This window comes from Prosthecobacter vanneervenii (genome assembly GCF_014203095.1).
Taxonomy (GTDB): domain Bacteria; phylum Verrucomicrobiota; class Verrucomicrobiia; order Verrucomicrobiales; family Verrucomicrobiaceae; genus Prosthecobacter; species Prosthecobacter vanneervenii.
The window spans coordinates 341,514-354,725 of sequence record NZ_JACHIG010000002.1 but is presented as its reverse complement, the minus strand read 5'-3'; the positions used below and the strand labels follow the sequence as shown (position 1 = coordinate 354,725).

The following is a 13,212-nucleotide window of genomic DNA, read 5'->3' as shown; positions in this document are numbered from 1 at the left end:
GATACGTGCATGCGCCTCCACCTGCTGCTGCCTGTCCTTGGTCTGCTGAGTCTGTCTGCTGCCGTGGCAGGGCCGCCGGAGTGGGTGAAGGAGCTGACGCCGGGCCATGCGGGCGCGCGCGCGGTGCCGCCCTGCAAGCTGACCTTTGACATCGGCTGGAGCCATGTGATGACGGCGGGGCAGGCCACGTTGACGGTGCGTGAGGCGGCTGCCGATTTCTGGCGTGCCGATGCCAGCGCGGCGAGCACGGGGCTGGCGCGGATGTTGTGGAAATATGACTGCGAGATGACCTCCATCATGCACCGGGGCAGCCTGAGCGCGCATTTTCTGCAGCATCGGGAGACGGACAGCGCTGAGACCTGCCGCTACCGGGTGGCGTTTCAGCCGCACCGCGTGGTGACGGAAACGCAGGTGCAGCCGGTGAAGGGAAAAGAGAGCCACTCCACGGCGGTGTGCCCGTTTGGCCCGATGGATGACATCCTTTCCTTCATCCTGTATGTGCGCAGCCAGGAGCTGAAAAACGGGCAGAAGATCACGCGTGTGGTTCAGCCGTGGGACACGCCTTATCTGACGACTTTTGAGGTGCTCGGGCGCGATACGATGACGTATGAGGGCAAGAAGCGGGCCTGCATCAAGCTGGGGCTGAAGATCCGCAAGATCGACCGCACGACGCTGGTGATGAGCGACTACAAGAAGATGAAAACCGCCACCATCTGGGTGAGCGACGATGAGCTGCGCGTGCCACTGGAGATGCAGGCCAGTGTGTATGTGGGCTACATGTTTGCCCGGCTGACGAAGTTTGAATACCTCAGCGGCAAGGACGCCACGGCAGCACTGCCAAAGAGCATGGTGGTGAAGGAGCCCTAAGCTGGAGGCAAGAGTGCCTGCATCACTTTTTACGGAGCCGCTGGGGCGGCTTCGAGGGCGAGGTGGATGTCGTCAAAGAAGACGGGCTCGCCGGAGAAGGGGGTGGCCCAGATAGCGCATTTGCCCTGGCCTTTGAGGTTCTTTTCCTCGTGTTTGATCATGGGCTCTGCGGGCTCGGTGCCGGTGGCTGGCCAGGCTTTACCGGTGATGGTCCAGGCATTGTCTGCGGCTTTCTTGGCTTCGAGCTTCACTTTGACCCAGGTCTCGCTGGTCCAGGGGAAGGGGGCGGAGGCGAGCGTCTGGTCTCCTTTGACGAGGTCGATGGATTTTTTGGCGGGATTGACGATGAGGCGGTGGCCGCTCATGCCATGCACGCTGACGCCAAAGCGCGGAGTGCTGCGTCCGCGCTTAATGGCAAAGATCCTGGCCTCGATGCTGGCATTCCCAGCCGCCGAGACGCCGAGCTGGGCGCTGGCGTCGGTGATGGGGCTGGGATCGATGATGATGGCCTTGTTCCCATCCCGTGCGCCGATCTTGATGGTGCCGTCCACGACGAAGACCTCCTTGGGCGGTTCTCCCTCTGCCCAGTCGTCCGCCTTGATGTCAAAGGTCTGGAGCTGCTGGGCGTGAAGGGTGCAGGCGGTGAGGAGGCTGGCGGCAAGGAGCAAGCTTTTCATGGCTGGGGATCTCTGGGGGAGCAGACGAAACAGGCTCAGCGCACCGGTTCTTTCAGCAGTGCGAGCGCTTCGAGAGCGGAGGCGTCCTCATGCACAATGGCGGCGAGGCTGCGGGCGATAGCGGCAGGGTTTTTGTGCTGCCAGACGTTGCGGCCGATGGCGATGCCAGCGGCACCTGCGTCCATGGCGTCCTCCACCATTTTAAGAAGGCCGGCGTCGTCTCCCATGGCGGCACCGCCGAGGATGATGACAGGCACAAAACTCTGGCCCACAATGCGGCGGAAGTCTTCCACCGTGCCGTTGGTGGGGTAGGGGGTCTTGACGACGTCAGAGCCCAGCTCGGCGGCGAGGCGCACGGCAAAGCTGACGTTTTCCACGGTGTACTTGTCTGGAGCACCGAGCGCGTAGGGCAGGGACTCCAGAATGACGGGGATGTCCGTGTCCAGGCTGAGGCGGATGAGGTCGGCGCACTCCTGGAAGTTGGTCTTCTCGTAGTTGGAGAAGGGGTAGATCATATTCATGACGGCGTTGGCGCCGACCATTTCAGCCTCTTCCACGCCAAAGACGCCGATGCTGCCCGCACCTTCTCCGGTGGTGCGGGTGTTGTAGATGTCCGTGCGGAGGATGATGCCCTTGCCGGCCAGGCTGTCGGCGGCGCGCAGGGCCACGCCGAGGTTCATGACGTAGCCGTCCACGAACTCATTGACGCTGTCGATGAGCTGAAAGGGGTTTTCCAGACCGGGCACGGGGATGGCGCAACCGTGGTCAATGGGGAGAATGACGGTCTTGCCGTTGCGAAAAAGGGATTCGAGGTTTTCCTGGCGGTTCATGGAGTCGGGGTTGGGGTATGGGGGTTCTTCGCTGCGATGGGGGCCACGTGCAAACCAAAATGCTGCCAGCCGGTCCAACCTGCCGCTCAGCGGCGGATGCTCTGGGGCTGGCGTTTGACCTTCTCGATCTCGCGGTTGGAGCTGTCCACCTCACGCTCAAAGCGGGTTTTTTCCCGTTTGTATTCGCGCACAAGATACACCGTCCAGAAGCCGCCGCTGAGGCTGGTGGTAAGCAGCAGAAGGAAAAGCAGGTAGCAGATGAAAGACATCTGCCGCTCCTGCGACCCACGCTTTTCACGATCAGCATCCACATCCAGCACGCCGATCAGATCCATCCACCAAAGACGCCAGACACTGGGATCCCGGGCAATGTTCAGTATCCAGAAGCTGAAAAACAGCGTCAGGATTGAGGCTATGGCCAGACCAATGGGCATGATGGATCAATCTTTGCCCGCAGACGATCAGTCAATAACGATTTCCAAAAGATCAGTTAACAGGTTGATCACCAGTTTTTAATCCACTTTTTGGAAATGTTCGGATCTGCAAGAGAGTTGATGCTCTGCTTGGTGGTGTTTACTTCATCTTCAGAGTATGACCAGAGGTCGTACGTGGAGTTGATGGTGGTTGCATTATTCGCGTTGTTGCTGCCACCACTGCCGCCGCTGCCACCACCATTCGTGTTCGTAGTCGCTGGTGCGGCTTTGAGGTACTGAAACGGATGCCCAAAGCCATCGATCAAGATGTAAGCAGCGCCCTTCTTTGTGAAGATGGTCTGGGGGATTTCGACGAGCATCTTGTTGGTGATTTCCGCCGTGCCTTCAGTTTTACCATCTGATTTACCGCCACCACCACCGCCAGGGGTGGCACCAGCATTTTTCGCCGCTCCGCTGATTTGGTCAAAGCCATCCCCAGTCAGTGCCTGGTAGAGGCAAGAAGCCCCGGAGATGTCATACATGGTCCGCCCTGGAGTGAATTGAGCCAGTTGGTTGGTGCTCGCTGGCTGGGGGAACTCACCGAATTCCGAATTGTAACGCTCAAGCGCCAGCTTGATGGCTTCGAAGGTTCCGGTGGTGACACGGCGCTTGGAGGAGCGCATGGCATAGGTGTAGCCACCCAGAGTCAAGGCTGCGAGCAGCGCAATGATGGTGACCACGATGAGCATCTCCACCAAGGTGAAGGCGCGGTTGCGTGACGGGGAATGAAGGCGTGTGATTTTCATGACTCCAGGCAAGGGCGGGTTGGGTGCGTTTGCGTTGCGGAGAAGAAGGGAAAGACTAGCCTCCGGCGCCACCGCTGAGGTTCTTGATCACGTCGATGAGCGGGAGGAACAGGGCCATGACGATGACACCGACCACGAGAGCGAGCACAACGATCATCAGCGGCTCGAGCATGGAGGTGAGTGCGGAGACGGAGTTGTCCACTTCGTCTTCATACACATCTGCGATCTTGAGAAGCATTTCGGGGAGCTGGCCGGTTTCTTCGCCCACGTCCACCATGGAGATCACCATGGGAGGGAAGACGCCGCTGGACTCCAGCGGTGCGACCATCGATTCACCTTCCTTCACAGCGTCATGCACCTTGTTGATGGCATCAGAGACGATGGTGTTGCCGGCGGTGTCACGGGTGATGTTGAGGGCCTGCAGGATGGGCACGCCGGAGGTGACCAGTGTACCGAGGGTGCGGGTGAAGCGGGAGATGGCGGTTTTGCGTTGGACATCGCCAAAGAGAGGGAGCTTGAGCTTGGTCCGGTCGATCCAGCGGCGGCCGCCTTTGGTGGCAGCCATCATGCGCCAGCCGACGATGATGGCGGCTGTGGCTGCCAGGATGTACCAGATGTTATCTGCCATGGTACGGCTGAAGCCGATGACCCATTTGGTCAGATCCGGCAGCTTGTCCTTGCTGCCCAGCATGTCTTCAAAGATGACTTCGAAGCGGGGAACGATGACCATCATGAGGAAGACCATGATGCCTGCGGCGATGAACATCACAATGATCGGGTAAACCATTGCGGCCACGATCTTGTTTTTGAGCTTCTGCGCCTTTTCCTGGTATTCAGCCAGACGGTTGAGCACGAGCTCAAGCACACCACCGAGCTCGCCGGCCTTGACCATGTTGATGTAGAGCTTGTTGAAGATACGCGGGTACTGCTGGAGGCTCTCGGAGAAGGTGCTGCCCGTCTGAACGTTGTCCGCCAGGGTGTTGATGGTGCCCTTCATGATCGGATGGGGCTCCTGACGGCCCAGCACGGTGAGACCGCGCAGGAGGGGGAGGCCAGAATCAATCAGCGTGGCCAGCTGGCGGGTGAAGATCATGAGCGTCTTGCTCTTGACCTTGGCGTTGGCACCCACTTTGACGGATTTGGTCTGCCCCTTGGAGGTGGTTTTGGCCCGTTTTTTGATGGCTGCAGCCTGACCCTGTCCCTCAGCGGCGACGCTGGTCGGATAAAGGCCGGATTGGCGCAGCAGGTTGATGGCGTCTGCCTCGGAGGCTGCATCCAGATTTCCGGCTTGTTCCTGACCGTTTTGATCCAGGGCGATATAATGAAACGTGGGCATAGGGGGCGTGCGGGGGGCGGCGTTGATTCAGGTAATTTTAGAATACCGGGGCGGCGGGCGTTCTGTCCATCAAATAATGTACAGCGTGCATAGGAGATGCACGGAGCGAGCCGCTGCGGCGGAGATCAGGTGTATTTCAGGACTTCTTCGATGGTGGTGACACCATCATAGATGTTGCGAAGGCCGTCCTCACGGAGGGTGATCATGCCCAGCTCGATGGCCTTTTGCTTGAGCACGATGGATGGGGCGCGGGAGGTGATGAGCTCGCGGATGGGGTCTGTCACATCCAGCAGTTCGTAGAGGCCTTTACGGCCTTTGTAGCCGCTGTTTCCGCACACACCACAGCCGGACCCGGTGTAGAAGCTGCGGCCACCGATGTCTTCCGGGCTGAGCCCGAGCTGGTTGAGGATGTGCAGGCTGGGCTCATAGGCGGCGCGGCAGCTCTTGCAGATGGTACGCAGGAGTCGCTGGGCCAGCACGCCTTCCAGCGTGGCGGAGACGAGGAAAGGTTCCACGCCCATGTCCACGAGACGGGTGACGGCACCGGCGGCGTCATTAGTGTGCAGGGTGCTGAGCACCAAGTGGCCGGTGAGGGAGGCCTGGATGGCGATCTGGGCGGTCTCAAGGTCACGCATTTCCCCCACCATGATGCGGTCCGGATCCTGACGCAGGAAAGAGCGCAGGGCCTTGGCGAAGGTGAGTCCCACGCCTTCATTGATGGGCACCTGCATCACGCCATCGAGCTCATATTCCACCGGGTCTTCGGCGGTGAGGAGCTTGCTGTCGATGGTGTTGATCTTGCGCAGGCAGGCGTAGAGGGTGGTGGTCTTGCCGGCACCCGTGGGGCCCGTGACGATGAAGATGCCGTTGGGCTTGTGGATGGTCTCGACGATGTAGTCCTCCAGGTAGGGCTGCATGCCCAGGGCATCGAGCTCGATATTGATGGAGGAGCGGTCAAGAACACGCATAACGACCGACTCGCCATGCTGGGTGGGCAGGGAATTCACGCGCATGTCCACCGCTTTTCCGCCCACGGTGGTCATGATACGACCGTCCTGAGGGATACGGCGCTCGGCGATGTTCATGCTGGCCATCACCTTGACGCGGGAGATGATGGAATTGGCCAGATGCACAGGGGGCGGCGCCATTTCATACAGCGCGCCGTCCACGCGGTAGCGGATCTTGAACTCGCGCTCGAAGGGCTCGAAGTGGATGTCGCTGGCACGCTCCTTGATGGCCTGCTGCATGACGAGGTCCACAAACTTGACGATGGGGGCCGAGTTGGCCTCGGCTTCGGCGGTAAGTCCGTCTTTGAGACCCTTGCCCATCTGACCGAAGATTTCGTCAATGCTGGGGGCTCCGCTGCCGTAGTGCTTTTCAATCAGGCTCTGCACCTGGCTGCGGCGGGCGACGACGGGCACGATGGTCTTTTCCAGGCCAAAGCGCAGATCTTCCACGAGCTGAGGATTGAGCGGATCGGTGAAGGCCACATGCAGGCCTTGGGCGTCCAACGTGATGGGGAAGGCACCGTAGAGGCGCGCCATGCCGGCGGGAATGAGGGCCACGACCGAGGGCGGGGGCTCGTAGTTTTCCAGGTCGAAGTGGTCGGCACCGAGTTCTTCGGCCACCTGGGCCCAGAATTCATCCTCGTTCGTGTAAATGCCGTAGGACATCAGCACCTGCACGATGTCTTTGCCGTTCTGCACGGCGTCCTGCTCAATGTCAAAGGCGAGACCTTTGTCGATCACGCCCCGGCCTTTGAGCATCTCTACCACGTTATGGGGAGTCATAGTCTGCTGGATTGGGAAGTTGTTTGGAGAATGGAAGAGAGAGGGAAAAAATCAGTCAACGTCCGCCATGGTGGCCTCAATGACTTCTTCGGCGGTGGTAAGACCGGCGAGAACCTTGCGCACGCCGTCTTCGCGCAGGGTGCGCATGCCCAGTTCGCGGGCGCGCTTGCGCAGCTGCGGGGTGGTGAGCTGCTGGTTGATCATGCTGCGCACTTCGTCGTTGATCTTGAAGATCTCCACGATGGACATACGGCCGCGGAAGCCGCGCTGGCGGCACTTGCTGCAGCCGCGTGCGCCCATGATGGTGGCCTGGGCCATCTGGCCTGCCTCCAGGCCGAGGGCGCGCAGGTCTCCGGAGGAGAGGGTGTCCGGCTGCTTGCAGTCTCCGCAGAGCTTGCGCACGAGGCGCTGGGCCTCGATGGCGCGCACGGCGGAGGCGGTGAGGAAGGGCTTGACCCCGATGTCGGTGAGACGTGCCACGGCGCTGGGGGCGTCATTGGTGTGGAGCGTACTGAAGACAAGGTGACCGGTGAGGGAGGCCTGGATGGCGATGGAGGCGGTCTCAAGGTCACGAATTTCCCCCAGCATGATGATGTTGGGCGCCTGACGCAGCATGGCGCGGAGGGCCGCGGCAAAGGTCATTCCCACATCTTCCTTCACCATCACCTGATTGATGCCGGCCAGCTCGTATTCCACCGGGTCTTCCACGGTGATGATCTTGCGGTCAGGGCGGTTGATGAAGTTGAGGCAGGCGTAGAGCGTCGTGGTCTTGCCTGAGCCCGTGGGGCCGGTCACGAGGATGATGCCGTCCGGCAGGGTGATGAGCTGCTCAAAGGCGGCCTGGTCATCGCTGAGGAAGCCGAGGTCCACGAGGCCGAGCTTGAGGCTGCTCTTGTCCAGCACACGCATGACGACGCTCTCACCATGATTGGTGGGGATGATCGACACACGCATGTCGATCTCCTTGTCATTAAACTGCATCTGGATTCGGCCGTCCTGCGGGATGCGTTTTTCATCCAGCTGCATCGAGCCGGTCATGATCTTGATACGACCGATGATGGAGGAGAGCAGGCGCTTGGGGTGGTGCTCCACATCCACCAGCACACCGTCCATGCGGTAGCGGACGCGGATGTCCTTGTCGAGGGGCTCGATATGAATATCAGAGGCCTTCTGCTTGAAGGCTTCCATGAGCAGGTTGGAGACGAGCTTGATCACTGGAGCGTCCGCATCAGAGCTGGAGGACTCGCTGCCGCTGCCCTTGGTAGTCACGGTGCCGAGCACGGCCTCGTTGCCATAGATGTTGGACTGTACGGTCTTGATCAGGGCCGGGGTGGAGCAGTAAAACTCGATTTCCGGCTGCAACAGGTGGGGAAGGGCATCCAGAGCCTCGAAATCAAACGGGTCGGCCACAGCGATCTGAATGGCGGTGCCGTTCATCCCCAGCGGGGTGATCTTGTATTTCAGCGCCACTTCCTGTGACACCAAACTGCGAAGGCTGGGGTGCGCTTCGAATCCATGCAGGTCAATGTACTCCATGCCTGAATTGACGGCGACGGTGCGTGCGATCTGCTCATCCGTGACGGCAGAGGCTTTGATGAGTGCGGCGATGACGCTGTCTCCAGGCTTCAGGCCAGTCTTGGCCTGCTGGATGTCTCGCTGGGTCAGCAGGCCGGTTTCCTGGAGCTGTTCGAGGAGGTATGCTTCATTCGAGTACATGAAAAAATCGGGGCGGCTGGTCTGATGGTACGTGAGACAGGTTTTTTACGATAAATCTCAGACTACTACCTTGCGTGTGAAAGTGTCAACGACTCGGCGCGCACAAGATGAAAATTGATCACAATCCATGACAAACCGGAGTGCTATCCGGCGTTCGACTTGCTACGCCGGACATTCACGGCGAAGCATCGCCTCCCCACCCACCATCATGATGAACCTCGTCAAGCGTCTCACTGTCCCTTTTTTCGGCATTTGTCTTGCCTTTTCGTGCATCGCACCGCAAAGCGCCCGGGCGCATGAGGCCGGCGCGCAGATGTCCGCCATCGCCAAAGTGTTTCTTTCCGCACTGACACCGGAGCAGAAGGCCAAGGCCAGCTTTGAGTTTGGCTCGGAAGAGCGTGAAAACTGGCACTTCATCCCTCGTGAACGCAAGGGGCTGCCCATGAAGGAGATGACCCCGCAGCAGCGTTTGCTGGCGCAGGCCTTGCTCAACACAGGCCTGGGCTTCCGTGGTGCCGCCAAGGCGGTGACGATCATGAGCTTGGAGGAGGTGCTCTACCAGATCGAGGGCGCAGATGAGTCCAAGCGTGCCGCCACCCGTGAAAAGCGCGACCCAGAAAAGTATTACGTCTCCATCTTTGGCGAACCTGCTGACAAGGGTGCCTGGGGCTGGCGTGTGGAGGGGCATCATCTCTCTCTGAATTTCACGATCAAAGACGGCCAGATGCTGCGTGCCACCCCCTCATTCATGGGCACCAATCCCGGCGAAATTCGTCAGGGGCCGCTTACAGGCCTGCGCGTGCTGGGCGTTGAGGAGGAGCTGGGCCGCGAACTGGTGAAGTCTCTGAGCGAAGAGCAGTTTAAAAAAGCTTTTGTCGCCACGGAAGCTCCAAAAGAGATGATCACCGAGGCCAAGCACAAGGTGGACCCGCTTTCTCCTGAAGGTATTGCAGACACGGATCTCGACGCCAAGCAGAAGGGCATGCTCAAGCGCCTCATCGACGAATATGTGGACCGTCTTCGTCCGGAGATTGCTGATGCAGCACGTGCAGAATTCCAGGCCAGCGGCCCCATTCATTTTGCCTGGGCTGGCGGCAAGGAGCGTGGAGAGCCGCACTACTACCGCGTGCAGGGTAAGACCTTCCTGCTGGAATACGACAATACACAGAACAACGCCAACCATGTGCACAGCGTGTGGCGCAGCTTTGACGGTGACTTTGGCCGTGATGTGCTCGGTGAGCACGTGAAGCAGGCACATTGATCGCTCAATCCAGAAGTCAAAACCGGCGCGCTGATTCAGCCGCCGGTTTTTTTTATGTTCGCACATAGCGTGCCGAAATGCGTTTGCACACAGCTATTCGCAGATTGTTCACAGCTTGTTAACGCAGGATCATTGGAATCTTCACAATCGAACGTGAATAGATTTAAAATCTTTTGTACGGAGTGGATAAAAATTCAAAAAATATATCGAAGAAGAGCTTGTTTCACGTGTCGGTTTCGTCATACAAGGAGATGTCATTTTAAAAGATGCCTGATGGCCTTTTGAATGCTTCCAACCGAATGACTTTTTCCCAGCTTTCCCAACCCGCTCCGACCCCTTTCTCCCACCAGCAACCAACTCTCATGGCGCGCACCGATGAAAACACGAATCACCTTTCTCACAATGGATCTTCGCATGCAGTCGGAACGGAGTTGTTCACCCCAGTGCCCACCGTCTGGGACCAGGTGTGCGCGGTGCTGGTAAAGCGCCTGGGTGCTGACAATTTTCAGCGCTGCTTCAGCGGCACCTCCGCACGCCTGACGGATGATGGCAGGTTTGTGATCACGGTGCCAAATCCGATCCATCAGCTTTGGATCGAGAGCAACCACAGTGGTGCCGTGGCAGATGCCGTGGCAGAGGTGACGGGAGAGCCGACGGTCATCGAGTTCCATGTGGCCACCGAGGCCGTGCCGGTGAATTTTGCGCCAAAGCCCGAGCTGAAGGCCGCGCGTGTGAACGCCGCCGACCAGGCTCCGATCCGCTTCTTCAGCGAGGCGGGTCTGAACGCCAAGTTCAACTTTGACAGCTACGTCATCGGCCCCAACAGCAGCTACTCCGTGGCTGTGGCCAAGGCCGTGGCTGAAAAACCGGGCCGCATCTACAATCCGCTGTTTTTCCACGGCGCCACCGGCCTTGGCAAGACGCATCTGCTCCAGGCCATCGGCCAGGAGGTGCTGGCCCGCAAGCCCCGTGCGAATGTGCGCTACGTCACCTCAGAGCAGTTCACCAATGAGTTTGTGGACGCGATCAAGCGCCAGACGTTCAGCCAGTTCCGCCAGAAGTACCGCAAGGTGGACGTGCTGCTGATCGACGACGTGCAGTTTTTTGAGGGCAAGGACAGCACGCAGGAGGAGTTTTTCCACACCTTCAACGAGCTCTTCAACAACGCGAAGCAGATCGTGCTGGCCAGCGACCGCCCGCCGAGCGAGATCAAGAACCTGGAAAGCCGCCTCGTGTCCCGCTTTGAGTGGGGCCTGGCCACGCAGATCCAGGTGCCGGATTTTGAAACGCGCATCGCCATCCTGCGCCGCAAGCAGAGCGACTTCAATGTCTCCCTGGATCCCTGGATCCTCGACTACATGGCCCAGCGCATCCGCGCCAACGTGCGCAAGCTGGAAGGCGCGCTGATGCGCGTGGCAGCCCACGTCTCCCTGGAAGGCGCGGTGACCACGGAATCCGCCCTGGCCACGATGCTGCATGATGTGATCGACGAGGATCCGTCCAAGACGGTGACGGTGGACCGCATCCAGCGTGTGATCGCCACGCACTACGACCTGCGCGTGAGCGACCTCACCGGACCGCGTCGCCCCAAGAACATCGCTGAAGCGCGCCAGGTGGCCATGTACCTGACACGTACGATGACCAAGCTGCCGCTGGTGCAGATCGGGGATGAGTTTGGTGGCCGCGACCACGGCACCGTCATCCACGCCTGCAAAGTGGTGAACAACCTCATCAGCAGCTCCAACGACTTCAAGCGTACGCTCGACACGCTGGCGGGGAAGATTCAGGAGAGCTGAGGCTGCCAAGGTCACGGAGCACACCGGGTATGGCCCGGATGTGCTCCACACGACCTTTTTCACCAAAGCAATGGAACGCCGTAGGCGGGGAAATGTGTGTCGCAGGTGATGATGGTCAGTCCTTCGGCTCGGGCCTGTGAGATCATGAGGCGATCAAAAGGGTCGCCATGGTGGCGGGGCAGGGAGAGAAGATCCCGATAGTGTTCGAGCCGGGCGGGAAGCATTTGGAAACCATTGGCATCCACGACCCCAGGAAAGATCAAATCGTAATCCGCCTGAAGCTGAAGTTTGCCGAGGGAAAGCTTGATCGCCATTTCCCAAAGCACAGCGTGGCTGATATACCTTTCATTGGCATCATCTTCCATCGCTGCACGGGCCGCGGAGCTGAGACTGAGATTGCCTTCGCAGAACCAGATCAGTGCATGCGTGTCGATGAGGAGCCTCATGAAACGTACTCTTTGAAGTCTTCAAGAGGTTCGTCGAAGTCTGCAGCCATCGAGATTTTGCCTTTGAGGCAGCCAAAGCCTTTCAGCGCAGACCGGGGCAAGTCTGGTGAATCCGGCGAAGTCACCGGCTCCAACACCGCCTGAACGCGGATGGGCATCTTTTGCCAGGCTGCTGGCAAAGGAAGATGCAAGGTGCCGTCCGGAGCAGGCTCGAAGATGGCGGTGATGGTGCTCATGGTCCGAGGATAGTCGATTTGGGCCGGAACGCAAAGCCTGCGAGTTTCCTGACATGCGAAGAGGTGGCTACGTGCCTGACCCGCACCCTGACCAAGCTGCCACTGGTTCAGATCGGGGATGAGTTTGGCGGCCGCGACCACGGCACCGTCATCCACGCCTGCAAGGTGGTGAACAACCTCATCAGCAGCTCCAACGACTTCAAGCGTACGCTCGACACGCTGGCGGGGAAGATTCAGGAGAGCTGAGGTGGCTTTTCTTCTCGCATGGATCTTGGCAAATACGGAGGCGTCCTGAAGTGATTCGGGGCGCCAGGGCTTCAGGGCGTGCAATCTTTGAAAACGAATCAAATGCTGCCTGTCAGTTCTGCGCTTGCTGTGCTGACAGGTGAGTCATTCGGGTGATGTAGCTGGTGCGGCGTTAGCACACATAAAAGAGAGGTAACGGATGATTTTTGGCTCGGCCTCATCAAGGCCGGTCAGAAGCCATCCCAACCAGAACAGAGCCAGGCCTCCAGCAGGAATGAGCACTGTGCGGAGGGCAATCAGTGAGATGAGAGTCACGGTGCCAAGCCATAATCCAAGCATCAACCGGTTGAAGAGGTTGACGGAAATGCCTCCCTTTATCCGGCTGCCAGCGGGAGTGGATTCAATGATGCCGCGGAAGGCGAGTGTTGATCTTCGACGCATAAAATCTGGCGGTAGCTGGACATGCACGCGATCCCCCCAAACACGCACATGGGCATAATGTTGCAGATGATCTCTGGAGCTGAGAATGCTGGCTTTGAGAGCTTCGGGAGCACACGGGGCCTCAAACTCCAACGTCTCCCCTCCAAGAAAGAAAAGAAAGAAACGCCTCAGACGTGTGCCGATGGCAAGAGGTATTGACCTGAGCCTGGAATTCATGCTGGCTTTTCTACTGCCAATGCTAGTGCTGCGAAATCGGAATCATGCTATGAACGGCCAGGAAGCAAGCTCAACGCCTGCATGGGCGCTGGTGCTTTCAGCCGTGCGAAAGTGTCTTCGACTGCGGTGACAGAG

General features: G+C 59.1%; 14 protein-coding genes. 4 read left to right on the top strand and 10 right to left on the bottom strand.

Features of this window, described 5'->3' with window-relative positions:
* Nucleotides 1-9 precede the first annotated feature (9 nt).
* Entirely contained in the window at nt 10-867 is an 858-nt protein-coding gene (locus tag HNQ65_RS06710; protein ID WP_184338730.1) for a DUF3108 domain-containing protein, read from the top strand.
* A 29-nt stretch (nt 868-896) separates the two neighbouring features.
* On the opposite strand, the gene HNQ65_RS06705 is transcribed toward HNQ65_RS06710, so the two are convergent.
* The 7 genes from HNQ65_RS06705 to HNQ65_RS06675 all read right to left on the bottom strand — a co-directional run bounded on the left by HNQ65_RS06705 (nt 897) and on the right by HNQ65_RS06675 (nt 8,435).
* On the bottom strand, nt 897-1,544 hold the full coding sequence (locus HNQ65_RS06705; protein ID WP_184338729.1) for a hypothetical protein: 648 nt from the start codon (nt 1,542-1,544) through the stop codon (nt 897-899).
* A gap of 35 nt (nt 1,545-1,579) precedes the next feature.
* A complete protein-coding gene (locus HNQ65_RS06700; protein WP_184338728.1) occupies nt 1,580-2,374 on the bottom strand; it encodes a class I fructose-bisphosphate aldolase in 795 nt (264 codons plus the stop codon).
* An 86-nt stretch (nt 2,375-2,460) separates the two neighbouring features.
* On the bottom strand, nt 2,461-2,808 hold the full coding sequence (locus tag HNQ65_RS06695) for a hypothetical protein (RefSeq protein ID WP_184338726.1): 348 nt from the start codon (nt 2,806-2,808) through the stop codon (nt 2,461-2,463).
* Between the two features lie 68 nt (nt 2,809-2,876).
* A complete protein-coding gene (locus tag HNQ65_RS06690; protein WP_184338724.1) occupies nt 2,877-3,593 on the bottom strand; it encodes a type II secretion system protein in 717 nt (238 codons plus the stop codon).
* 55 nt (nt 3,594-3,648) lie between these two features.
* On the bottom strand, nt 3,649-4,929 hold the full coding sequence (locus tag HNQ65_RS06685; RefSeq protein WP_184338723.1) for a type II secretion system F family protein: 1,281 nt from the start codon (nt 4,927-4,929) through the stop codon (nt 3,649-3,651).
* A 125-nt stretch (nt 4,930-5,054) separates the two neighbouring features.
* Nucleotides 5,055-6,719: a GspE/PulE family protein gene (locus HNQ65_RS06680; protein WP_184338722.1), complete on the bottom strand. Its 1,665-nt coding sequence runs from the start codon at nt 6,717-6,719 to the stop codon at nt 5,055-5,057.
* Nucleotides 6,720-6,770: 51 nt separating this feature from the next.
* A complete protein-coding gene (locus tag HNQ65_RS06675) occupies nt 6,771-8,435 on the bottom strand; it encodes a GspE/PulE family protein (RefSeq protein ID WP_184338721.1) in 1,665 nt (554 codons plus the stop codon).
* A gap of 208 nt (nt 8,436-8,643) precedes the next feature.
* On the opposite strand from HNQ65_RS06675, the gene HNQ65_RS06670 reads away from it, so the two are divergent.
* A complete protein-coding gene (locus HNQ65_RS06670; protein WP_221306062.1) occupies nt 8,644-9,696 on the top strand; it encodes a DUF3500 domain-containing protein in 1,053 nt (350 codons plus the stop codon).
* A 362-nt stretch (nt 9,697-10,058) separates the two neighbouring features.
* A complete protein-coding gene (gene dnaA, locus HNQ65_RS06665; RefSeq protein WP_184338719.1) occupies nt 10,059-11,492 on the top strand; it encodes a chromosomal replication initiator protein DnaA in 1,434 nt (477 codons plus the stop codon).
* A gap of 59 nt (nt 11,493-11,551) precedes the next feature.
* Here the strand turns inward: dnaA and HNQ65_RS06660 are convergent, their stop codons facing one another.
* Both HNQ65_RS06660 and HNQ65_RS06655 read right to left on the bottom strand, forming a co-directional pair.
* Nucleotides 11,552-11,938: a type II toxin-antitoxin system VapC family toxin gene (locus HNQ65_RS06660; protein ID WP_184338717.1), complete on the bottom strand. Its 387-nt coding sequence runs from the start codon at nt 11,936-11,938 to the stop codon at nt 11,552-11,554.
* On the bottom strand, nt 11,935-12,174 hold the full coding sequence (locus HNQ65_RS06655; RefSeq protein WP_184338716.1) for a DUF2281 domain-containing protein: 240 nt from the start codon (nt 12,172-12,174) through the stop codon (nt 11,935-11,937). Before HNQ65_RS06655 ends, HNQ65_RS06660 begins: the two co-directional genes overlap by 4 nt.
* Nucleotides 12,175-12,237: 63 nt before the next feature.
* Between HNQ65_RS06655 and HNQ65_RS27100 the strand changes: the two genes are divergently transcribed.
* Nucleotides 12,238-12,420, top strand: a complete 183-nt coding sequence (locus HNQ65_RS27100) for a helix-turn-helix domain-containing protein (protein WP_408004802.1) — start codon at nt 12,238-12,240, stop codon at nt 12,418-12,420.
* Nucleotides 12,421-12,564: 144 nt separating this feature from the next.
* Here the strand turns inward: HNQ65_RS27100 and HNQ65_RS06645 are convergent, their stop codons facing one another.
* Nucleotides 12,565-13,077: a hypothetical protein gene (locus HNQ65_RS06645; RefSeq protein WP_184338713.1), complete on the bottom strand. Its 513-nt coding sequence runs from the start codon at nt 13,075-13,077 to the stop codon at nt 12,565-12,567.
* Nucleotides 13,078-13,212: the final 135 nt, after the last annotated feature.